Origin of the sequence: Butyrivibrio fibrisolvens, from assembly GCF_023206215.1 — a bacterium.
Lineage (GTDB): Bacteria > Bacillota > Clostridia > Lachnospirales > Lachnospiraceae > Butyrivibrio > Butyrivibrio fibrisolvens_C.
Genome location: NZ_CP065800.1, coordinates 2,701,748 through 2,726,824, shown reverse-complemented (window position 1 = coordinate 2,726,824; position 25,077 = coordinate 2,701,748). Strand labels below are relative to the sequence as shown.

17 protein-coding genes are annotated in these 25,077 nt (G+C 39.5%); 3 read left to right on the top strand and 14 right to left on the bottom strand.

Going from position 1 to position 25,077, the window contains the following annotated elements; genetic code table 11:
• Positions 1 to 317: 317 nt before the first annotated feature.
• The 5 genes from I7804_RS11245 to I7804_RS11225 form a co-directional block, all read right to left on the bottom strand.
• The gene (locus tag I7804_RS11245; protein WP_248403523.1) at positions 318 to 2,417 is read right to left on the bottom strand and encodes a beta-galactosidase; all 2,100 of its coding nucleotides are present in this window, start codon (positions 2,415 to 2,417) and stop codon (positions 318 to 320) included.
• A 328-nt stretch (positions 2,418 to 2,745) separates the two neighbouring features.
• Entirely contained in the window at positions 2,746 to 3,219 is a 474-nt protein-coding gene (locus I7804_RS11240; RefSeq protein WP_248403521.1) for a GNAT family N-acetyltransferase, read from the bottom strand.
• 184 nt (positions 3,220 to 3,403) lie between these two features.
• Complete coding sequence (locus I7804_RS11235) at positions 3,404 to 5,161, bottom strand: methyl-accepting chemotaxis protein (protein WP_248403520.1); 1,758 nt, start codon at positions 5,159 to 5,161, stop codon at positions 3,404 to 3,406.
• Positions 5,162 to 5,173: 12 nt separating this feature from the next.
• A complete protein-coding gene (locus tag I7804_RS11230; protein WP_248403519.1) occupies positions 5,174 to 6,478 on the bottom strand; it encodes an ABC transporter substrate-binding protein in 1,305 nt (434 codons plus the stop codon).
• A gap of 164 nt (positions 6,479 to 6,642) precedes the next feature.
• Positions 6,643 to 7,791, bottom strand: coding sequence for an MFS transporter (locus I7804_RS11225; protein WP_248403517.1), 1,149 nt, complete (start codon positions 7,789 to 7,791; stop codon positions 6,643 to 6,645).
• Between the two features lie 298 nt (positions 7,792 to 8,089).
• Between I7804_RS11225 and I7804_RS11220 the strand changes: the two genes are divergently transcribed.
• Positions 8,090 to 10,651 (top strand): EAL domain-containing protein, encoded by a 2,562-nt coding sequence (locus tag I7804_RS11220; protein WP_248403515.1) that lies wholly within the window; start codon positions 8,090 to 8,092, stop codon positions 10,649 to 10,651.
• 37 nt (positions 10,652 to 10,688) lie between these two features.
• Here the strand turns inward: I7804_RS11220 and I7804_RS11215 are convergent, their stop codons facing one another.
• The 6 genes from I7804_RS11215 to I7804_RS11190 all read right to left on the bottom strand — a co-directional run bounded on the left by I7804_RS11215 (position 10,689) and on the right by I7804_RS11190 (position 16,876).
• Positions 10,689 to 11,687, bottom strand: a complete 999-nt coding sequence (locus tag I7804_RS11215; RefSeq protein WP_248403513.1) for an alpha/beta fold hydrolase — start codon at positions 11,685 to 11,687, stop codon at positions 10,689 to 10,691.
• 49 nt (positions 11,688 to 11,736) lie between these two features.
• Positions 11,737 to 12,162, bottom strand: a complete 426-nt coding sequence (locus I7804_RS11210; RefSeq protein WP_248403511.1) for a protease inhibitor I42 family protein — start codon at positions 12,160 to 12,162, stop codon at positions 11,737 to 11,739.
• 231 nt (positions 12,163 to 12,393) lie between these two features.
• Positions 12,394 to 12,660 (bottom strand): hypothetical protein, encoded by a 267-nt coding sequence (locus I7804_RS11205; RefSeq protein WP_248403509.1) that lies wholly within the window; start codon positions 12,658 to 12,660, stop codon positions 12,394 to 12,396.
• Positions 12,661 to 12,785: 125 nt separating this feature from the next.
• Positions 12,786 to 13,988: an IS110 family transposase gene (locus I7804_RS11200; protein WP_248403507.1), complete on the bottom strand. Its 1,203-nt coding sequence runs from the start codon at positions 13,986 to 13,988 to the stop codon at positions 12,786 to 12,788.
• A 242-nt stretch (positions 13,989 to 14,230) separates the two neighbouring features.
• Positions 14,231 to 15,334, bottom strand: coding sequence for an MATE family efflux transporter (locus tag I7804_RS11195; protein WP_248403505.1), 1,104 nt, complete (start codon positions 15,332 to 15,334; stop codon positions 14,231 to 14,233).
• Positions 15,335 to 15,457: 123 nt separating this feature from the next.
• Entirely contained in the window at positions 15,458 to 16,876 is a 1,419-nt protein-coding gene (locus I7804_RS11190) for a hypothetical protein (protein WP_248403503.1), read from the bottom strand.
• A gap of 339 nt (positions 16,877 to 17,215) precedes the next feature.
• On the opposite strand from I7804_RS11190, the gene I7804_RS11185 reads away from it, so the two are divergent.
• Positions 17,216 to 18,910, top strand: coding sequence for a GGDEF domain-containing protein (locus I7804_RS11185; protein ID WP_248403501.1), 1,695 nt, complete (start codon positions 17,216 to 17,218; stop codon positions 18,908 to 18,910).
• Between the two features lie 72 nt (positions 18,911 to 18,982).
• Entirely contained in the window at positions 18,983 to 21,448 is a 2,466-nt protein-coding gene (locus tag I7804_RS11180) for an adenosine deaminase (RefSeq protein WP_248403499.1), read from the top strand.
• Between the two features lie 81 nt (positions 21,449 to 21,529).
• Here I7804_RS11180 and I7804_RS11175 read toward each other — a convergent pair whose 3' ends face one another.
• The 3 genes from I7804_RS11175 to I7804_RS11165 form a co-directional block, all read right to left on the bottom strand.
• Positions 21,530 to 23,293, bottom strand: a complete 1,764-nt coding sequence (locus tag I7804_RS11175) for a diguanylate cyclase domain-containing protein (RefSeq protein ID WP_248403498.1) — start codon at positions 23,291 to 23,293, stop codon at positions 21,530 to 21,532.
• A 151-nt stretch (positions 23,294 to 23,444) separates the two neighbouring features.
• A complete protein-coding gene (locus I7804_RS11170; RefSeq protein ID WP_248403497.1) occupies positions 23,445 to 24,341 on the bottom strand; it encodes a phosphatase PAP2 family protein in 897 nt (298 codons plus the stop codon).
• A gap of 26 nt (positions 24,342 to 24,367) precedes the next feature.
• Positions 24,368 to 24,781, bottom strand: coding sequence for an EamA family transporter (locus I7804_RS11165; RefSeq protein WP_027204074.1), 414 nt, complete (start codon positions 24,779 to 24,781; stop codon positions 24,368 to 24,370).
• Between the last annotated feature and the right edge of the window lie 296 nt (positions 24,782 to 25,077).

Genomic DNA, 25,077 nt, shown 5'->3' with positions numbered 1-25,077 from the left:
TATTTCTGCTATTAATCCTTTTTCAGTTCTTATCAGTATCTCTGATACAGCAAACGAAAAAGTATACTCATAATATATATTGATGTTTAATAAGTATATCTCAAATGTACCAAGACTATTATAGACTACAAACAATTATAATCAACTATATCTTTGCTTAATCGTCCTCAAAATATGCTAAATCAACGTGGATCAACTTTTTATCCATAAAAAAAGCTCCTCGATTTTTCTATAGTAATAAGCTATAGAAAAATCAGGAACCATTTTTACTTCGAACTACTCACAGGACGGACCAGCGGGAATTATGAATTATTACTTCAAAATTCCCTATAGCAGTCATCCTTAAGCTCTGAATATACAAGATAACTTTCCTTGCCATAGATAAGTTTTGCAGGGATTCTGAATCTCTCGCCTATATAATATTCATCGGCAACAAGCTTGCCATCAGCATAAATCTGCGCTGCGTCGCCTTCATATCTTATATTTACAAATCCTTCCGGCTTATCAACAGTCAGCTTCCTCCAGAATCTTTTTCTCTCACAGCCCATATTAAGCTCATCCAGGTACGTAGGCGTGAATGGCTCATCTATACCTTCTTGGAACAGGTGAGGCTTTTCAAATTCATTTAAAGCGATCTTGTCTCTATCTTCATCAGAAGAGATCACAAACTTTTCATCATCATTTAATACGCCGACTTCTTCAAAGTCCTCGCCGTTCCATACATAGTACTCAAATGCACCGTCATGAATCTGTCTGATCTTGCCATCTTCCTCGTACAAGTCCACTCCATCGCCGATATATAGCTTGCCACCAAGCTTTCTTGCATATAGTGCCTGCTCAAATGAGATTGTGACAAATTTATATCCGTTTCTCACAAAGCTCTTTTGACTGATAACATCTTCATCATCAAACTTATATTCCGGCGCTATTCCATCGATTTCTACGAAGAAGTAGGTATTATCTGTCTTGCAAAGAGGCTGAGCTGTTGCATATACAAGGTTGCCTGCGTCAGTATCCATATTAAATGGAAGAAAGAAAGCTTTATCGCCAGTAACACTAATACTTGGAAATATAACGCTTCCGGTATCGATTACGACATCTTTAGTATCCTCAAGCTCTGCAAGCCTTTGATGGTGATTGATAAATACAAAGCCGCTTCTACCATCAGTTCTCATGGCATATCGAAGAGAGGTAAGATCATCAGCAGCTACGTCCTTAGTAGAACCTACATTATCCATAGGAGCGAGTATCTGCCCAAAATCATTAACAAAAAGGTGTATCAGATTAAGGAGTCTGTACTGGTCTCTAACTTCACCATAAGAGGTCATGGCAGTATGGAAATCATAATTCAGAATCGGATAATCATTAGGATATCCTGAAGCCTTGGATTCATTAAAAGTGGACAACTTGCCGATCTTGTTAGTTCCGCCGTGGTACATATAATAACCGATGAGATTGTTACCACATCCAAGCTTAACAAGTGAAAGCGCATATGCATCCATTCCGGATACTACTACTCGTCTGTGATGAGTTGAATGAAGACCTGCGCCAAGTTCGCAAGTTGCATATGGATAGTTCTCATATGGAAGCTGCCAGCCACTTTCATTACTGTCTTTGATAAGATCAGCACCTATCGCCGTATCATTCCTTGTAGTATTAAAAACATAATGAGGTGAAAGAGGAAGCTTATCTGTACTATCAGCCCATGGAGCTTCTACATATGCTCCAAAGACAGGAACCACCTCTTCTACAGGGATCTCAGCTCCGTAGATACTGTTCCACCCTGTAACTGTATAGATTGGAGCTTCATAACCAATTTCAAGGGCAAGCTTCTTCAGAGCCAGAAGGTGAGGCGCATTGTCCACAAGTTCGTTTTCAAACTGTATACCAATTATATTGCCACCATCTTTATAGAATAGTCCCTTGACCTGCTCATAAATCTTCTCATACCAGATTCTGGCTTTGGCCATATACTGCTCGTTATTGTCTCTAAGCTTATAGTCCTTTTGAACAAGCCAGTCAGGAAATCCGCCGTTTCTGCATTCGCCGTGTGCCCATGGTCCTATTCTAAGGATCACATATAATCCTGCTCTTCTTGCATCCTCAACAAACTTCCTGATATCAAGATCACCCGAGAAGTCGAACTCTCCCTCAATCTCTTCATGGTAGATCCAGAAAAGATAAGTTGCAACTATAGTGATGCCGCCGGCCTTCATCTTACACAGTTCATCGTACCAGTTATCTCTTGAATCTCTTGAGAAGTGATACTCTCCCATTATTCCGATCCAGGGTTTTCCGCCCTTTTCAAAATACTTATTGGTAACACTTATCACTTCGCCATCAGGATTTGAACCACCCATTTTAAGATGGTCTCTGACTAGTTCTTTACTTTCAGACTGCTTGAATTTATATATCATATTATCCCTCTCATATAGGTAAATTGTCCCATTACAGGATGTAATGTAGACATGTCCAGAAGTACATGGATGTACTTCTATGTCCCTTTACAGGATGTAACGAAGACATGTCCAGAAATACATGGATGTATTTCTATGTCCCTTTACAGGATGTAACGAAGACATGTCCAGAAGTACATGGATGTACTTCTATGTCATTGTACAACATGAATTTGGATAATACGATGTAATTTAGAAAACTGCAACTAGTTGCGCTAATCTTTGTAAAAAATGACAACCGGATACTGCCACTGTCAGATATAGAGTTTTAGCCAATCAGTAAATACTATCACAAAATCTTCTCCATCCCCACTTTATAAGGCACAAGCCCCATCTTCTCATAGAACTTCATTGCACCGGGATTACAGCTCCAGACATTAAGAGTGACATTGTAACAACCATTACTGCGGGCGTACTCTATAATATGCTCATAGATAGCTTCGCCCACATGCATGCCTCTTGCAGACTCATCAACACATATATCATCTATGTATAGTGTCAAAATATCTGTTAAAAGCCTCGTATTCTCAGGTCTTTGCATTACGCAAAAGCCGTGTCCCAAAACTTTACCACCTTCACCCTCGCATACAAATACAGGTGTATCATTATCGGCTATGATCTTACTTAATTCATCCGGTGAATACTTGGTTTCTAATTTAAAAAGATCAGGCCTGCCATCATAATGAACCTTGTTGACCTGCTTTAAAAGTTCCATGAGTGATGGAATATCTTTCTCTATTGCTCTTCGAACTAAATACGACATCTAATGCACCTCCCATTACTGTTTTCTACACATTCTACACTTTATCATTTATTACGTATTAAAAAAAGAGACAATCTGCTTATTTGAAACGATTGTCTCTTTTATGTCTACTTTGCTTCCAGCTTGCCAAATTACCGCAAAATCCACTAATTCTAAAATATTTGAACGTTATAATATCAATAAATTACAATGAAGTGAACTTCTGGGTTGTTTCATTGAGCTGTTCGGTTACTTCGGTGTTTTTGTCGATAGCTTCCGATATCTTCCTTATACCTCCGACGATTTCCTGCGAGCTTGTAGCTGACTGGGATATAGCCTGCGAGCTTTCAAGTACTGAAGTACTTATCATCTGAACAGAGTCAACCATCTCAGTCATTATGCCATTAAGGTTTTCAGCTCTATTATTGAAATTTCCAAGCATCTCTTCCATTATGTCTGCTGTGTGTTCGTATTTCTCTCCGGTAGCTACGAATTCATCGTAATCACTTATAACCTGACCATTGATATAGTCAAGCATTGCCTGAGCATTTTTGGCAAGGTCATTAACAGCATTAGTAACTTCACCACTTATCTCTTGTATGTTTGCAGCTGTATTCCTTGAATTTTCTGCAAGTGAGCTGATCTCTGTAGCTACTACAGCAAAGCCCTTACCTGCTTCGCCTGCTCTTGCAGCCTCAATTGAAGCATTGAGAGCCAGCAGATTGGTCTGTCCTGCTATATCAAGGATGACATTTGTAAGTTCATTGATCTTACCGACCTTTTCAGATTCATGAACAGATTCTCTAAGTGTTTCTGACAATCTTTCAACCTGTTCACTTGCTTCTGATTTTTTCTTAAATACCTGTTCTTTAAGTTCATCTGCCTCCGCTTTTATAGCATTGGCTGTCTTGGTTCCTTCTGTAGCTTCGTCCGCAATCTGCTGTGCAGCTGATTTGACGTCGTCTACACTGTCATTGATACTATTTACATTGCCTGATACCGTCTCCATACTTGCAGACAATTCTTCCAGTGCTGCTGATGTATTGGTTACATTGTCATCTACCATATGAAGTTGGGATGATACTTCTGCCGATGATGATGCAAGTACTACGGATCCATCTTTAACATCTTTCATAATAAGCTGCAATGTCTCTATGAAATTATTTATACCGGAAGTAATATATGATAGCTCTGACTTGGTCTTTGTATTGATTCTGGCTGTCAGATCGCCATTGCCGCTTTCAATTCCATCAATGATGCCATTTACTTCGCTGCGTATACTTCTTATCTTTTTGACAACATTAATATAGCTCAAAAGGAAGCTTACTATTATAACAGCTATTATTACGAATATTCCGATGTATGAGGTCACTTTACCTCTAATCAGAAGTATGTTCATAGCATCTATCGTATTGTTAGAAGAATCACTTATTGCCTGATCAAGTACCTTGGTTGAATGGAATATGGCAACTTTCTGTATTTCAGCCTTATCGAAGAGTATCGTATAAGCAGAAGCCTGATCCCCTGCATCCTTCCTCTCCATGGAAGATTCAACGAACTTAACAAGCCTTCCATACTGAGCTTCTATCTCATCCATCTTGGTAGTTGCACTTTCATTATCAAGTGCTGCGAATTCGCTTCTAAGTGAACTGATATCTTCTGAGATGTCCTTCTTGACTTGTTCTATCTGTGGCAAAAGAGCTGTCTGCGTCTCTACAGCTTCTGCTGCCACATACCCTGTTGCCTGATCAAAAAGTGACATTACATCACTTTTAAGCTTAGCTTCTCCAGTAGTGATATTCATCATCTGTCCGAACATATCAACACTTGTATTAGTTGATGTTGTCATAGATGAGATCACCATACTCATGACAACGATAAAAGCCAGAAGAATTGCTACATTACCGGCAGCAATCAGAAACATGATAGAACTTAGTACATTAACTTTACTTTTTTTATTCATACCTCGTCCTCCTTATAACTTTGCATACCAGTCGCTTGCAATCTTCTTGATTTCTTGTAAGAACCCATCCTCATCCAGCTCTCCTTTGGCAAAATCGCAAAATGCAAAAGCAAAGCCTTTTTGACCAAGTCCCTCAGGCATCTCCATCCAGTGCCAGCTTGATGTCTTACCAGAAGATATATATTCTGAGATCACTGGTGCAAAAGGATCTGAAGCAACATATTTACAATCTTTAAAAGGACTTACAAATCCTGCCTGTTCTACAAATATCTTCTGGGCGCTGTCTTCTGAGCACCACTGAAGGAATGCAAGTGATGCTTCAACTTGCCCCTCCTTGGATACAGCCCACCATGAAGGAGCACTGGTCAAAATTGTATCCATACCTTCCTGATAACAGTACGGTATCATACCTATTTCAAAATTACCTGCTTTAGAATAATAATCAGACAGATCTCCAGTTAGCGATGCTCCTATCCATGAACCTTGTGTTATAAAGGCATACTCTCCGCTTGCAAAACCCGTAACCTGCTCATCATAAGTTCCATCTACCAAAATGTCAGGATCAGAATACTCATTAAAAAGAGCAATCATCCTTGTAAAATCAGAGAATCTATCATCATCAAATTTACCGCCATCATTCAGAATATCCAGATAAGTCGTATCTGTCCTTGAAAGCCCTGAATCCAGGTATGCTCCAAAGATATGGTTTCCGCAAGACCATCCAAGGTTCTCAGGTTCAGTGCAGTAAGCTATAACAGCTTTAAGCCCTAGTTCATTCTTTTTACTATCGATTGTTTCAAAGGCCTGCCTCATGGAGTCAGGTCCCGTTATAGACCCTGGATCAACTCCGGCCTTTGCAAGAATATCTGCATTATAGGCAAGTCCTATAGCCTCCGTAGTATATGGAAATCCGATAGTTCCATATGTTTCATCAATATATGCGGCATCAGTTCTTCCTGCCCAGTCCTGATCGCTCATATCTACCAGAAGTCCTTCCCAGTTTCCAAATCCTGCTGATTCACAAGCGATAATATCCGGCATCTGATCGGACAGATAGTACCCCTTAAGAGTAGCCTGTGCATCAACACCGGCATCAACTCCGAGGACATTAACCGTAATGCCCGTCTGATTTTTGTACTCATCAGCAAGCACTTGCATCTGCGGAGCTACTTCGCCTTTTATGTTTAAGATAGTGATAGACTCTGCAGTGGATGTAGCACCTGTTTCCTGAACATCTTCTGTTTCCTTTGAAGAGCATGAAGTTCCAAAAACAAGCGCCATTGTCAGGACCATAGAACAAACAATTCTTTTCTTCATAGCTTTAAATCCTTTCTGTCTTATATCAGAACAAAAAAGCTTCGCACTAATAATATAAAAGTGGGAAATCATCTATATAGATATCGGAATGAATGTATAAATCATTAATAGATAGATTCCGATCTGCCTTCTTAAAAGTATCTTCAAAGACTTCATTTATGAAACTATTCTGTGCTTTTGGCTTTCCATAAGTCTATATGCCCCAATACAATTACTGATATAAGTGACAGGATAAAAAATGCTGAAAGAGCTATCATAGCTCCTCTAAGTCCCATACTACCTGCAAGAATACCGGTAAGAGCGGTAAATGTAGCACCTCCGATACCTGTAGCTGTCGTTATCATGGCGGTAGCCGTAGCCTTACGATCTCCAGAATACTCCATCAGCGTTGTAAGAACGCTAGGATATATAGCGCCGCAAGCAAATCCCAAAGGTATACAAAGTACCATCACAAGTTCTGCGCTGTTTGCAAAAGCAATAACAACTGTAATAAGCGGAATAGCTATTATCGCAGCTATAAGTATCTTCTTTGAGTATTTTGAAAAAAGACCTACAAGCACTCTTGATGGGATCATAACTACCCAGAACATTGAAAGCGCGAACTTGCCAAGTCCGGAGCTAAATACCTCTTCAAACAAAGTATCAACAAAGAATGCAAAACCATTCTCAAAGCCAACATATATACACATGACAACGCACAATAAAAGCACACCCCAAACAACAAATCCTGTATTGCCAGCATTTATGTTATCTGTTCTAAATGCTGTCTCTGCCTTTTGGTTTTTGCATATGACAACGCCTGCAAAAGCTATCACTGATCCTATAGTCAGTGATACAAAGAGCATCTTCCAGGTAAGTCCGCTATTTATGAAAAAGTCAACGAATAAAGGTGCCAAAAAAGCTCCAAGAGCATACATTGAAGTCATGAAGCCGATCTTCTTTTTGCCGGATGCAGGATAGCTCTCTGCAAGAGCTGCTATGGATATAAACTGAAGAGCACTTGTTGTAAGACCCAGAAAAAAGATACCAACAATAAATACAAGCTGAATATTACTCATGAAAATAGTAATAGAGAAAATGATCTGAATCCCGAGAAGGATCAGTAGACATCTAAGCTTTTTGGTCCTGTCTGCCCAATTCCCCAGTACAAGAGGAGCCAGCATGGTTGCAAAGAGCTCTACGGAGGCAAATAAGCCCTTACTTGTCACTGATAAATCATAAGTCTGTCCTATACTATAGAGACTTGCCTGATAGCCTCCTGCTTCAAAACCATTGATAAAAACAATAAGGAACAGATAAATCCATAGAACCATAGTCTACCTCTTTACTCCTTATCTACATGAATCGAATCAATATGAATCATATATATATGCATTCTTATAGTATATCGTTAGATTTGAATCAGTTCATAATACATAAACTCTATTATTATCTTTTATTTTCGACCAAAAAAGATAATGCATTAATTCTTTTTGGTCGATATACATATACGAAGACTGTTTGTACATTCTTGAAATGTAGTTTAAATAGCTTTCAGAGTGTCCTATATTCTTCCGTAACATAGATTACCTTGTAGCATCACGTATATACCAAAATTATGTGGATGGAGATATGAGCGAAAGCAAGGACGTTAATGCTATTTATGAACATGTAGTCAGCCATATTGATGACGCCATATCAAATGGATGGATCAAGGTCTATTACCAGCCTGTAATAAGAGGACTTACAGGTCAGCTTTGCAGTGCCGAATCCCTTGCCAGATGGATAGATCCGGAATATGGATTGCTGACTCCCGACAAGTTTATAAGTGCATTGGAAGCAAGTAATAATATACATAAGCTCGATTGCTTTTTGGTAGATAAGGTTTGCAGCGATATTCATGAACACATGATAATCGGCAAGCCTACTTTTCCTGTGTCCATAAATTTCTCAAGACTTGACTTTATCATGTGCGATATGCTGGATGTAGTTGAAAGCACGATCTTAAAGTACGACATTCCCAGAGATTATCTTCACTTTGAAATAACTGAAAGCATGATCGCCCAGGACGAAGAGCTGATGAAAAAAGTCATCACAGACTTTAGAAACAGAGGGTATGAAATCTGGATGGACGACTTTGGAAGCGGCTACTCTTCTCTTAATCTTCTTAAAGATTATGATTTTGATCTTGTCAAAATGGACATGAGGTTCCTGTCCGATGTTACCGAAAAGTCCAAGAGTATATTAAGATCGGCTATTAATCTCGCCAAACAAATAGGTATCAAAACTCTGAGCGAAGGTGTTGAGACCAAGGAGCAGATTGACTTCCTCCTGTCTGTTGGCTGCGGCAAATTACAAGGCTATTACTATGGCAAGCCTCAGCCTTATGATGAAATGCTTAAAAGTATTGCAGATAAGCATATCGAGTTCGAGCAAAGACAGTGGCGAAGCTACTATGAAACTGCATGTCTTGCTCTTGTAGGTCTGGACAGGCCCTTGGAGATCATTGAATACGATGGCTATAACTTTAAGACTCTTTTTATGAACGAGGCTTATAAGAAACAGATATCCTTAAATGGATACAACTATGAAGAGATTGACAGAATCATCTACAACTCGGATTCTCCTCTTATGCCCAAATATAGGAAATTCGCTGACAAAACGATAAAGAGTAAAGGGACTGAGACATTTTTTTATACATCTAAAGGTAATTACTACCAGCTAAAGGCAACATATCTTGCGGATAATGCCGGCAAATATCTGTTCAGAGGCAATATCAACAATATCTCCCTCGATCAGAATACGGCAGAAAGAGATCAGCTCAACAACAAGCTCAAAGAGCTCAATCATCTTCATGAAACAGTACTTCTTATCAACAAAAAAGAAAATATAATTTCGCCTCTTCTGGGCGGATACAACTATATAGAGGGGTCTGCTTACTCTTCTGTTCCATTAGACAAATCTCTTAAAAGTTTCAAAGAGAAGTTTGTATACCCTGAAGATAGAGAATTCTTTAAGAAATTTATGAGCTTTATGTATACAGGTAAAAAGGAATTCTCTAAAGAGCATCCTTTTGCTCAAAAGACTATCAGAGTCAAACAGGAAGACGGCTCTTATCTGTGGCGCGATTTTGCAATATTACCACTTACCGGCATCGGAGATTCAGAATATCTGCTGACTATAAGTGCAATTACAGGTGAGATGTCAAGAGCTCTTGATAAGCTGTACTATCCTGATTTTTCTGATGATGAGACGAGTTCACTTAGTAATGATCCAGCTGTTACACTTAGCAGTGTACTTGCTGATTCTAATAATGGCGAACTATACGACGACGATACTACAACGGAATATGCAAGGCTTTGGTATAGCCTTATCAAGAACTCTTCATATAAGCTGTTCTGGAAGGATAAAGATCGCAGATTCAGAGGCGTCAGCAAGTCCTTCCTTGATTTCTATGAGATAAAATCTCTGGACGACATCATCGGCAAAACTGACGAAGAGATGCACTGGCACGTCGATGACGGGCCTTATCAGGGTGATGAACTTGATGTCCTTGGCAAAGGTCTTAGGGTATACAATGCGCCCGGTCAGTGTATCGTAAATGGAGTCGTACACAATATCATCTGTAACAAAGTGCCTATATATAAGGGCGGCAAGATCATAGGTCTTGTAGGAAGTTTTGCAGATGTAGATGAAGAGATATACAGAGTTCAAAAGCTCAAAAATCCTACAAAGCTTGATACTATCACAAGGCTTATGAATATCAAAGCTTTCATCGAGATAATGATGGATTATGCTATCCAGTACAATGATAGCGGCAGAAACTATGCCTATATAATACTTCACAATTCCAACCAGCGCCGTATCGAAGAAAGCTATGGCAAGGAAGTTGCTTCTAGTGTTATAAGGCAGATGGGCGAGAAGATCATCGATGTCATCAAGCAAAGCGGCGCAGCATCAAGGCTTAAAGAATCCTATTTTGCTATCATCATTTACATAGATTCTAAAGAGAAGCTTGATGAGCTTACCAAAAAAGTCAAAGAACACATAGAGTCTATCAACAAGGTTGATGGAAAGAGTGTCACTTTAAGGATAAATACCAACAATCATCTGCGCACAGATCCGGGCCTTACAGATGAAACCATATACCCCATCACCCTAAGAGAACTCGAAGAATCAGAAGGAAAGTCTTAATATTAAACAGAGCATTAAAAAGCAGCGCCTTTTTTAATTATCTGTATCCATTGATTATTTTAATAACTTCAGAAAAATACTTTTCTCTATCATTGTCATCTGAATTGAAGATTTCATGTCTGGAATTTTCATAGGGATGGATTCTTAAAGTATTTACTTTTTGGGCAAAGAGTTCATAGCCGGCGGGATCTATAAGGTGATCCTGTCCTGCGGTAAATAGGTCTATGGGTATACGTATCTTGTCTATATCTTTGAAGATATCTCTGTGCACTTTAATGCTTGCAAGTGCCCAGCCAAAGGTCACTCCAGTTGTCTGATAGTGCTCGTCTTCTCTTCTAAACTTTAGCTGATAGTCAAAACGTGCTCTTGATCTTGCACTGCTTATTTCAAAGACTGGATCGGGATTGAAGCGTTTTTGGTTAAAAGCAAGTTTTTTATTAAGTCCAAATAAAGCAACATATATTCTTAGTATAGTTTCTACAAATCTGTTGATGTTGCCGGCTTTCATCTTGAGCATGGGAGAACTAAGAATTGCAGCTTGAAATACTTCCGGATGCATTTCAAGAAAGCGCGTAGTTACAGCTCCTCCCATAGAATGAGCAAGTACAAGTCTTGGCATGGACTTACTTTGCGGTATGACGATCTGGTTTGTGAAGATATTCAGGTCTTCTACATAGGTAGCATAGTCATCGATATAGACAAGATCAGGTTCTGACATCTTACCTTCAGAATACCCATGACCTCTTTGCTCTAAGAAAAACACTTTACAACCTGCCTTATTAAGGTACCATGCATATTCATAATACTTGGCAAAAAACTCTCCCAAGCCGTGAACTATGGTAATGCTGACTGTTGGATCGGAATATTCACTATTTTGTTCTGTAATGCCTTGAGGATCAGCTATATAATAGTTTAGTCTGGTTCCATCAAAACTTGTGATGCTGCCTTTGGTCACGCAGGTATCGCGCCATGTTTTATTCTCATGATCCATTGCACTACGGAAGTCTTCTTCCCCTAAAAAATGTATAGTATCCATATACTTATCCGGCTCCATTTTCTAAATTATAGATCATCTTACTAATATATCACTCTATAACCGGCTTAGGAATCTGCGGAATTGAGTTTATATCGTCTCCGCCGGCCAATTTGGAGGATAACACTTTGATATGCTTGTTCTTGTCAATCTCAACTGTATAGGATACGGTAGTATCAGCTTCAGTCTGCTCCCAGGACCTTGCATAAGTAAATGTGATCTCACAAGTTCCCGGTTCATTTGGGAGTAGCAAAAACACCTGCTGACCTCCTACTCCTGTCATGCCCTCTTCATGCTCGTTCTCAATATATTCATCTGTGATCGTGAATAATTCAGGATTCTGGGTAGCTGTCCAGGAATACCCTGTTGTAGGGTTGGACTCAAAAGACAATGTCATGGTCTGAGGCTCAGACTTACCACATGCTGTGATCAGCATAAAAATGCTTAGTATAGCAATAAGACTCTTTACTTTCTTCATAGCTATGCGCTCCTATTAGTATTAAATATATTCAAAAAGTAATATGTATCAGATAGCCAAAGTATTATCATATTTAATATTATTATACACTGTAATACGATATAATGATAACTATAGGTAGCTAATCCTGTAGGAGCTCTTCTTGAAGGCAGGTACATTGACTTACCACATTCCTTGGCGGAACTACCAAAGTGGATATCTGATCATATTGAATATGAACAAGTCGGCATGCTAGGCTCTGCATATCCTCGCCCAATGACTTGATCTATAGAAAAGAAGCGCTGCCAGCATACCAAAGACAAAGCTTATGGATACGCCGCCTGTTACATAATGTCCGTCCCAAAACGTTGCGATAAGATATGCACTGGGTATTCGAACCGCCCATAGCATCAGCAAGTTGACAACAGTAGAATACCTTACAGCACCAATTCCGTTGGCCAGATTAAGGATTGTATTGAGTACACAAAAGCACCATTGGAACGGAATCTGGATATGCACACATAAACCTGCTAACAAATGTCAATAGCGAAACGGCTTATTTTTAAGTGTTTTCAATTTCACCATTTTTAAGTATCACAAAAAGGCTGGATGAATAATTCCAGCCTTTTTATAGCTGTTGCTACTTATTTGTAGACTGCGGTTACTCTTGCATAATATATACGTAGAAATTTATTTAATCCCGCTATTTTAGCGTGTTTTTTGCACTTTCCCTCATTTTCTTTCTTGATTATATAATTATATACAGCAGCATCTTTGGGCGCCGGATGACTCTTAAGTACCCTCATTACTTCATATCCTACTTTTCGTAAAGTTGATGATCCTCTCTTTGTCATCCTTCGATTTGTGCCCACAAATTGTCCTGACTCGTAAGGCGGTGGATCTATACCGGCACAAGCAATGAGAGCTTTTGCACTATGAAGTTTTCTTACATCTCCTATTTCTGCAATTAGTTTTGGCGCTAGCACATCTCCAACACCACCCATTTCTCTAACTGTAGAGTATTCTGGTAAGGACTTAGCAAGAACCTGCATTCGTGCTAATATAGTAGCCAAGGAGCTATCTATAGCCCTTAATACTGATACTGCTTCCTGTACTAACATTTTGGTCGATGGGGTACTGGAAGATAGTGTAGGAATACCACCGGATGCTAATTCATAGACTTCTTCAGCTTTGGATCTGCTCCGGTGATATTTCTTTTCTTTTGCCCAGAGAAGGTACTCATCTGTGAACTTTTCAAGACTCATGGAAGTAATTACATCATAATGCCAGAACTTTTCCACAAAATCGCTTAACTTGTCCTTGTTGTTTGATTCGTTCCAGCTATTAAACTTTTTCTTGATTCCAGGCATGACATAATCGAGGATATGAGTTAATTCTTGTAAAGCCTTAACATGGAGTTCCATATAGTACCTATATCTGCGCCCTAGCAGCTTCAACTCAGCATATACCTCTTCGGCACCTTCATACTTTTGGAGTTTAAACCACTTTTCAATTCCATAATTAGCAATCATGACCGAATCAAGTTTGTCAGTTTTTGCACCCCTAAAGTTGTTATCCTTTGCGAATGACTTCATCACAAAAGGATTTACTACAGATACGAAATAGCCTTTCTCTGTAAGATAAGTCAATACTGGCAAGTGATAGATGCCCGTTGCTTCCATGACTATACGTATTTCACCATCTAACTTCTGGAGAATACTATCGAGTCCGTCTAGCCCCTTCTCAACATGTTGCATTTCAAAAGGACTGCACACTATTTCTCCATACGGCTTAAGTATGCAGACAGTGCTTTTTCCTTTTGATACATCAATTCCAACACTAATCATTCTGAACCTCCTCCAACTGTAAATAGTAATTGTTCCAGCCACACTTATTACCATTCAGTTTAGTTGGTTACACGGGTGTTTCTCCCTACCTGCTTAAGCGAATGCTTATAATAAGGGGTTGGCTAACGGTTTATGTGACGGATGCGCTGATCCAAAAAGAGCCACGTCAGACCAATTACTCCCCTTATTATAAAAAAATAAGTGCAGATGTCAGAGTTAATTACTCTCTAGCAACTACACTTTTATGGTACTAAAAGTGCATACTTTATTGCCATTCCATCTTTGGTAAAAAAGCCAACCAGCTGGGGTGCAAATATATACATAACAATTCCTAGTAACATAGTTATAAGTGCTGAATACAGGGGGACTATACGTCCTCCTTTTTTGAGCCTTCTATAATCTCTTGCTCCAAAATTCTGACCTGCAAAGGTAGACATAGCCTGTGAAAATGATGATATAGCAACGCTGCTGACTCCCATGATCTTACCTGCTACCGAAGCTCCTGCCATAAAGGCAGAACCCTGAAGATTGATAAGTGTCTGCAAAAGGATATGACCGACTGTATATAGTGAATTGTTAAAGCCAAGAGGAAGTCCTAGCTTAAGTATATTTTTTAAAGACTCTCTATCTATTCCTTTTGGCAAAAAAGAAAACTCGATATGAGGATATTTTCTAATAATATATATGACACTAGAAAACCATGAAAGGTACATTGCTATGATCGTAGCTATAGCAGCTCCTGCAACGTCCATACCAAAGCCTGCCACAAACAAAAGATCCAGCACGATATTGGTAACACTTGATATGATCAGAAAAAGGAGTGTCGAGCTGCTATCACCAAGGCCGCGCAGAACTCCTGCATTCATGTTATATCCCATATTGCCAAGTAGTCCTACGAATACGATTCTAATGTACAAAACCGCCAGATCCCAGGTATCTTCCGGAACATTCATAAATCTTAGTATCACAGGTGTGAGAATGATGCCAAGAACAGCTAAGGGGATTGCAGTTATATAGGTAAATGAAACTGACGTCTTTACTGTCTTTCTTAGAGACTCATCATCTTTACTTCCTGTATGCATGGATACAAGGATAGATACGCCTCCGCCTATACCCATAAACACGCACATGAATACTTCTACAGGCTGTGAGCTTGTGCCAATCGCGGCGATTGAGGTCGCTCCGCAGAAATTGCCAATGATAAGAGTATCCATGATCGTATAGAACTGCTGGAGTACATTGCTTGCAATGATAGGTAGGGCAAATAGTATCACCAGCTTCATTATGGGACCTTGGGTCATATCAAGTTTGGTACGTGATTTTCTTTTGATTGAAACTTCTGTCATAGTGTTTTTGGCTTTCCTGTCTGACTAAATAAATGTTTTTTATGTTTTTCTGATCTCTGGTTTTTATAATTTTGGAATTTTATAATCTACTTATTTTCTCTCATGCAATACTTATAACTCAAGTCATTTTCTAACTCTATACTTAAGCTCAACATCCCAGTCTTCATTTACTTCTATTTCGAGCTGGTTCTTGATCTTTCTTTTGATAAAAGATGTTATCTCTTCATCTGACATTTCTATTCTGGTTCTACCAAGTACTTCATTCATAAGATCTTTAAGATTCAGGTCAAGAGATTCTCTAATAGTTCTTGCAAGATCTTTTTGAATAGCATCATTTTTGATATCTTCAGCTCCGCCTGCATAGAAACTGTCAATGTAGCAGTAGAATATGTCTTTTTTGATAAGGGCTTCTTTCAAAGCAAAACTGCACTTATCATGCTCTACCATTACCAAAAACTTAGCATCAGGCAGCTCTTCCATCAGTCCCCAATAATCAGAATCGCTGGATACCAAAACAAATGAATCTACATTATTGGTATAGAACTCTTTACAGGTTCTGGCTGTTACCTTGACATCGGCAAGAGATTTATTATCTTTAAGCCTTTCTATCATTATATATTCTACAGGTATATCTATATAAGACTTAAGAAGTTCCCAGGCAGAAGCGGCATGTATATCATCAAAGAGTATGATCTTCTCGATCTTCTCAAGTCTTTCAGGCTCTAAATTTCGTATTGCAGCACAGAGGCTGTAGGGATCTGAATTCTCGCAGTCTACTATGAATACGCACTTATCACTGTTTTCTATAAATGTATAGATATTGGCCTTGGTTCTGTCGCTTACATCAGACACAAAGCTCAGATTCTGGAATTCATCATTGTTCCAGCGGTACAGAAGCGTTACGAATTTCTTATCATTAAGAAGAATATTGCCCTCATCCTGCGCAGGCCAGTTCATATACTGTTTGTACGGATAATAATTAATGTTTTCATAGAAAAAAGCTGCAGCTTTCTTCTGACCTTCAGGAGTGGTGCCTCCCGGCATGATAAATATATCAGATAAATAATTCCAGTTGATCCATTCCGGGAACAGGTCTCTACAGTTATTGATCCTGCTTTTTATATTCAGATTAATATTTGTAAGAAAAGGTGTGGGTTCCTTGAGATGATTATATATTTCTATCCCATCATCTGACAGAGCCTTCATAGCATCAGCCGACATATATTCCGGCATTCCTAAGATACTTCTTCCTTCCTGCTGGATAGCCTGGCACACTTTTAAGAAATTATGCTCGAGCTGATTTCTAAGCAGACATAGATTTCTAATAATTCGAGCTCTTTTATCAATATCCAGTTTCTTGAAGATTTCTAGCTTTGGCGGCTCGTGATCGTTTTCAAATATTCTTTTATTCATACCAAGAAGATATGCAACTTTAGAAATAATATCGTATTGCTCTCCGCTTGAATAGGTCCCGTTTTCAGTTACCATAGCCATGATGTCTGATAGATCAAGTGTGTCGTTAAATTCTGAAGATACAACCATTTTTACTAATTCCTTTTCTATTTTCTTTTTATTTTTTTAGTTCTTTTGATTGAATTTATCATAACTTACCCCAAAGATTCTAATCAAGTATTGATTTTCTGACAGAATGACAAATAAGTAGGACGGATGGCATTTTCGAAGAAGAAGCTATACAAAGAGCTGATATTAACCGATATACTATACAGGATTTTATATTTTATCAGCCACAACTATCCTAAGATGTATGTTCAGATCAGTTGTAATTATAATTATGCCTTAATACAGGCGCCGGATTACTTCTAAGCTACCGAGTAGCACTGCCAATTGTCTCGATACAAAAGCTTGATAATTGAGGGAATTATGAAAGAACACGTAATCAGGATCTATGTAATCTTTTTAATAATTGCATGTATGATCATCGCAGGCTACGCTATCTTTGACATAGGCAATGAACCGGCCAGTATGTTTGCAGAAGATACTCAAGTAGCATTATCTGCGAAATCCATAACAAAGGAAGACGACGGCTTTGCAATCGTAACCCTTGATACTTCCACTATCAAAGAAGCCGGTGACTGTCTTTCTTTTAACACAATATTTACAGATGTTTATGTATATGCAGACAATGATCTAATTTACAAAAGAACCGGCTCCGGCTCTCTTTTTATGAAATCCAACGGCAATACATGGCACTTTGTAAAAGTATCAGGTGATTCACAGGAAATAATCGTAAAGCTTATACATCGTTATAATAAAGCTGACCTGACTATCCCTTCGTTTTTTGCAGGTGACTATTATAATCTAAAAGCATCTCTTGTCAGAGAATCCTCTCCTGCCCTTATCATATCTATACTTGATATAGTCTTCGGATTCGGGATGGTCATCTATTACTTTAGTACCAAGCATCTTAGCGTATCTACTACCAAGATGTTCAATTTTGGTATAGCTTCCATAATGCTGGGAATCTGGTCTTCAGGCGAAACCAATGCCATTGTTGTTCTTTTTGAAAACAGAGCGCTTGCAGGAGTTTTAGCTTTTCTTATCCTGATATTCATACCGTCCCCATTTATTATTTACATCCATTTCACTTTATGGCCGGAGGACAAATATCTATATAGGATCACACCTGTTCTATGCCTTGTTAACTTCGTGCTTGTTATAGGACTTGCCCTTTTAGGTGTCATGGATCTTAAGGAGTCAGTCATCATCACTCACTGCGTCTGGGCTATAGCTATAATCTATACTGCAGTAGCTGTAGTAACGACTCTAAGAAAGCATTTTAGGAAAAAATATAAATCTTCCATGCCGGATAAATCAAAAGCATCCGAGTTATCAAAGATCTTATTTAGTGATACTATAAGCGCGGATGCTGATGAAGAAAGGATAGCTATATTCGTAGCCGCTTCAATGCTGATACTTATTGCAATCTCTGTGGTTGATATAGCTCTATACTGGTCAGGGACAGGCACACATAACGACCTCTTTGGAAGGTTCCTGCTCCTAAGCTATATAGTGATCCATGCATACATCAACATCAGAGAATCTCTCAAAGCCATTGAAAACGGCAAGATGGCCGCATATTATAAAAAGCTTGCAAACACCGATTCTATGACTACCCTGTACAATAGGAATGCTTTTAACAATGATGTGGCCCAGCTAAGCATAAATACAGAGTACAGTATCATCTCCCTTGATCTTAACAACTTAAAGTCTGTAAATGATAACTTAGGCCATCAGGCAGGAGACAGATATATCATCAATGCAGCTAATATTATAAATGATATATTTGGCCATGAAGGCACATGCTACCGCATCGGCGGTGATGAATTCAGTGTCATAATACAAAAGCCCGATAGTGGAATAGTCACAGAAAAGCTAATAAAAAAGCTTGAAAAAGAGATTGAGATTCACAATACAAACAATCCAAGTGAGCCTGTATACATAGCTTACGGATATCACAGCCACACTCCCGATTCTGCGTATGACTATAACGAAACTCTCCACATTGCAGACGAGAAGATGTATGAGAATAAGAGGCTTCAAAAATCCGTCCAATAATTACTGGACGGATTTAATTCTATGTCCCATAATTACAGAAAGTACTTATAACCTGATAAGAAAGGCCACCTTATGACATATTTCACATGTTTTTTCCTGGATAATGAAAAAGATATAATAGTAAGCATTTATAAGGATCTGGGCGATCTATACTACGTATTGTCTACGCCAAACCACAGTACCGGTAACCTTATAAGGAATCTGTCAGCGACCTGCAATCTCCCGCTGTCACAGGATGAAAACGGGATGCTGATCATAAAGGGACAGGTTCCCTGCTATGTCAATGCAGCTAATGAAGAAGTATATATATTCAGGCTTGGTGATATAGAAGTTGCGGATATATATCCTGATGGACGCGTATCAGTTAAAGCGCTGATCCCTGCTATTGCCAAGACACTTATGAGCCAGACCAAGAACTATCAGCTGGATCTAAACAAGACTATATTCAAATCCTATGTTCCAAGAAACCTAAAATTCCGCGGGGATCTCCATACTCACATGAACGGCAACTTAAAAGCCGATGTCATGATCGCTCTTGGAATCTATCATCAGATCCGCTATCCCCTTTACTATGTCAAGAAGCTGGGGCTAAAGCTCACACCCTCTCAGTGGGACAAGGTCAATGCCCAGAGAAAAAAAGTTGAGCGCCAGTTCATCACTTCTCCTCTTCAGGGCAAATACCTCGACAGAAAGATAAACGACAACACCTTCATAAATTTTGCTGACCTTATTCTTAACAATCTCGACAATGCCGAAATGAACATCGTCAAGATTCGCGGGTCACTTGCCGTTATCAAGGACGGCCAGGCTGTTTTTACCAATCTTGAGAAGGTATACCTTTACAGATACGTATTCGCCAAAGGCAGAGAAAGTGAGGATAAGATACAAATCGACTCAGTCGGTCAGATACCTGATGCAGATGTAAGGAATGCTCTTGTGCAGATGCTAAGAGACGGTGAGAACCCGGATTACAAGAATAACACTATCTTCCAGGATAAGCTTCTGTGGATAGCCAGAGGTTATAAAGCTCAAGGCGTTGACTATGCTGAAATATCCGATACTACACTGGTCAAAAAGTATGAATCCATCGAGATGCTAAGACAAGTCCATGAGATCATGCCCAAGATCTATCAGGAGACAGGTGTCATGATAAGATTCCTTGCTGCCATCCGAAGGATCCCACTTACTATCGTCAAAGATGCTATAACACCCTCCGACTATCTCGAGCAAAACCTTGAAGTCCTGAAAGCTACTGCTCTTGATCCATATGTTGCAGGATGTGATTTCGTCGGTGAAGAGATCAATGACATAATAACGCTCAAGCCGGCCTTTAAAGAGATAGTCAAGATTGCATCCAAAGACGAGTCTTTCGTTATAAGAGTGCACGCAGGTGAGAATGACAGCCAGAAAGATAACATCGCACACAGCATAGCCTGTGTTAAGGACTCTCTTGCTCCCGGCCAGAAGATGCCTCGTATGAGGCTTGGACACGGCTTATATACCTACTCTCCCAAGTCCAATAAGGGCCGCGAAGTCCTAAAGCAGCTCAAAGACAATGACATAGTCCTTGAATTCCAGCTTACAAGTAACGTCCGCCTTAATAACCTCAATTCACTAAAGAACCATCCACTAAAAGAGTATCTAAAGCAAGGCATACGCTGCGTTCAGGGAACTGATGGAGCAGCCCTTTATGGCACAACATCTCTTGACGAAGAGCTGTCACTTAAGACTTTACTTGATCTGTCTGATGACGAAGTTAAGCTTATGAAGGATGCGGAGTCACAGATAATAGAAGAAAGCAGGAAAGCCTATTCTGACAAGAAAGCAGCTTTTAATGAGCTTCTTAAAGGGCGCGATATGGAAGAAGTTCTCCTCGAAAAGATGAAGACAGTAAAGCTTAAAAAACGCATGCCACGCTCCAAAGAACTTCTGGATACTAATAAAGAACTTAAAGATATGATCAATGAGATCACCTGGGATCGCTTCCCCATCGTACTTCTTGGGGGAAGTTTCAACTCAGAGAACAGATCTACAAGAGTTACAAATGAAGGCCAAAGACAGCTGGATGAACTTCTTGATTACCTGTCGCCTGATGAAGTGTGTTTTGTCATAGGACATAAACTAAGCGGCTATGAGAAGTACCTTTTAGAACACAACTCCAAAGGATTCAGGATATATGCTGTTGTTCCTGCTCTTATGGGTAAAAAAGAAATAGAAAGGTTCAAAAAACTTGGTATAGAAATTAGAGTATCTACTGAAGCACAGGGAATGGGCATCTATAAGAGTTTCAACTACGAGATCTTCGAAAGACGCCCATCTATGGTTGTAGCCTTCGATGGTAACAGCGCTGCCGCCAACCTCATTCAGGAAGCCAAGAATGGCAAAGGAAAATCCGCCATATTCGTCTGGAGCCATTCCAAGACACTGCAGAATAAAGCAAAATCACTTCACGGATATGTTTATTCTTTTGACGAGGATAACAAACTTACCGGCCAATTAAAAAGCCTTCAGGATAAGCTTCTAATATCCGAACATTAATTTAAGATTCTAAAAAGTTATCAAATAAAAGGAAAAGGTGCCTTACTCCCATATCGGAGCCGGCACCTTTTTTATTTGTATTTATCTAAAGACCATCTTGTTCCTGCCGGTCTCTTTTGCTTCATAGAGAGAATTATCAATACGTTTAAACACAGTATCTATCGTATCTCCAGGTCTTAAAAGTGTGACGCCGCCGCTTACGGTGATATGCCCTGCCACTTCAAAGTCAAAATCAGCTACGCCTTTTCGTATCATCTCAGCTGCCTGTATAGCTTTGTCCTTGCTGCTATAAGGAGAGATCATAATAAACTCCTCTCCTCCCCAGCGGCCGATAATGTCCTTCTGGGTAACGATAGATTTAACTCGGTCTACGCCATTTTTAAGTATCAGATCGCCCACATCATGTCCATAGGTGTCATTTACTTTTTTGAAATGATCGATATCTACAAGTAATACCATAACCTCTCCCTCAGATCCTAAGCCGTCTATATGCTGCTGGAGAAAATGGTTGATGGCACGTCTGTTATATATCTGGGTAAGATCATCAAGACTTGCAACTTTGAATAGCTGATCTATAGCATATCTAAGATCCAAAGTTGTAGTCTCCAGAAACTTGACGAGTCTTTCTGAAAGCGGCTTAAAACCTCCGAAATACTCTTTTGGAAAGTCGATATCTTTGTACTCTTTGGTCTTATCCTCTTCAGAAATCTCTCCTTCTCTGATACCAACAGCCACAAGTGATGCATTAAGGAATCCTCTAAGACCATTAGCATGAAGTATCTCTCCATACCCATGAGCCCAGGTTGCATTCGGATATATGTTCTCATACAGATCGAACTCAAGCTCTGCAAGATCATCACCCATGAGCATGCGGCGGCTCATACAGGCATAGATCATGATAGCCTGAGGATGGAATCCGAACATCCTCTTAGCATTATAATATGACTCTTCAAGAAGATACCTGTCCGTAGCATATCCAAGGCTGACAGAGGATCCTTCCGGAATCTTTACAGCGAATTCCAGCGCTCCATTTTCCTTCTGATAGTCAAGTGCAACCCTTGCAAGATAATGCCCGTTTTCTCTTAACATAAAGGGAAAAGAGCTGGTATTTTCAAAGAAGTAATCGTTCATCTCAACGCCAAGATGCTGACTGTATATATCAAATGCAGGTTTATTATCAATTTCATATACAACGCCTACATCATCAGACTTGGTTACAACAAGCTCTTTACCAAGAGATTTAAAACCAAGATTGTAATCATATGCAAAATGAAGTTCATCTCCGCAGAAAGCTACAGCAAGAATAGCTCTGTCATATATCTTATCATCAACATAAATAAGAGATTTATCATCTCCCATCCGCTTTGTGCCTGCCAGTGCTCCAAAAACAATAATCTCAAACTCAAGCTCATTGATACAGTCTATAAAAGGTTCCGGACACAGACTAAAATCCGAAGACATCATAAGAACTGCCTTGGGATGTTTATACCCTCTAAGAATTACTTTATAATCCTTACCAGCTTCCCTTGGCGTCTGATCATGACAATCGTACACTGTAACTTCGAAATCGCTCTTTTCAAAAAAAAGGATCGAGCATACCGTGTAGCGAATAGAATGGGTCGTCTTACTTAAAGCGCCATGACTGGTCATTCCTACGATAGTCACATTCGGAAGGCCTCTTTTAAGAACGTCCAGATCTCTTTGTATAGGCACCGGATCACAGTCCTGCTCTACAACTTGAAGGAGAGCTTTATATCCGTTCTTGTACTCGGGAAGCTCACGGATTTCATTAATCATCTGATCCAGTGATATTTTCTTATTAAGGATATATCTGTACTGTTTCATAACTTAACCTCATGTCGCGAGCAAAGCGAGCGGCTAATGGTTCAAATTGGTGTCTATTAGTGGTACAAACAAACTCACTTTTCTCATATATCGACCAGATCTTTTGATACTTTATATTTACTTAAAGATTAGGCTCCCATGCATCGCATTATCAATCCGTTTTACTCGCCGATAAAAATGCTTCACTTACGGCTACATAAATAAGATATGTGATCAGTGTTCCAAAGCATACATCAGATAAAAAATGATTAGTCATATGAATGCGGTTATAGCCATAGATCAACACGTAAAGACAGGCGATAATAAAACAGATAACATTCTTTCTTTCACTCCTTTTTCTCATTACATTCGCAAGCATCGGAAGCGAAAACATCATACTGGCTATTGTCATGTTACCACTGGGCCAGGATTTAAAATTATCATCACCACCGGCGAGGTTTGGAACCATTTGCCACCAATTACGAAACTGGCTTATTGGATCATCTAATGTGATCAGGTATTTATAACGAGGTCTTGAAGCAACCTGCTTGAGCCACGAGTTCACATTATCTGCCGTTATACCTGCAATAAGTATTGCCGCTCCAACGGCAATGAGCCTGTCAGGATTTCTGTTATCCATTAGACGTATCATTACAAATGGTATCCAGGAATACAGCACAACCCAGAACATCCAACTTGCAACTGACAGTATCGGAGAGGATTGCCCGGCAGAATACCCAAACAACTGGCGCACGCTTTTGCCGTTATAACTGTTAGAATAATACACAGCCATAAACAAACTCAGCACCAGCAAAGTATACGCCAGTATACGGTAGCAGTCTCCCTTCTTCCTGAGGCCCACGAATAAGCATGATCCGGCTGCAGGATACAGGCAATATGAAAAGTATGATCCATAAGTGGCAAAGAAGGCACCAATATCTGTCTTATTGGCAAGCGCCTCATTGATACCAAAGTCAAAAAATGATCCAACAATTATACCCAAAAAACAAGCAGCTATGACACCCCAAAAGCATACAGTATGAACCGCCATGATTTTTTTCTTATTCATTTTCTTATTCATTTTCCCATCCACCATTAAATTACCATAATCAGCGTCCCTGCTCCGATCAGCACACAACCGATTAAAGACTTTGCTGTGAACTCCTCATGTAAAAAGACAAATGCCAGCACCAGCGTAATAACAACACTCAGCTTATCGATAGGCACAACTTTCGAAGCTTCACCCATCTGCAGAGCTTTGTAGTAGCATAGCCAGGATGCACCGGTAGCAAGTCCTGACAGAATCAAAAAGATCCAGCTCTTTCTGCCGATTGAACTTAACCCGCCCTGGGCACTCGTAATGAACACCATAACCCAGGCCATCACCACAACAACGCAGGTTCTTATCGCTGTAGCCAGATTAGAATCAACTCCCTCAATGCCGACCTTGGCAAGTATTGATGTCAGTGCTGCAAACACCGCTGATAGAATTGCAAATAAAAACCACATATCTTCTACACCCCCCATAAGATCTTTCTCTATGTTATTCATTCATAAAATCAAGTTTTGGAGCCTCGCCTTCACGCTCAGGCTGCTCATCAAACCTATGATCCTCAAAATAATACTCATCACCTTTTTCATTTCGCTACATCTTCACATGAGGAATTCCGTTCTCAATAAACACTCGAAGGCACTCCTGTTCTGTAACAAAAATCTCAAATAGCTGTCTTTCCCATAAACAAAACTCCTCCGAAACATATACATCCATTATAACACCAACGGCCCTATTCATCCCACTATAAATG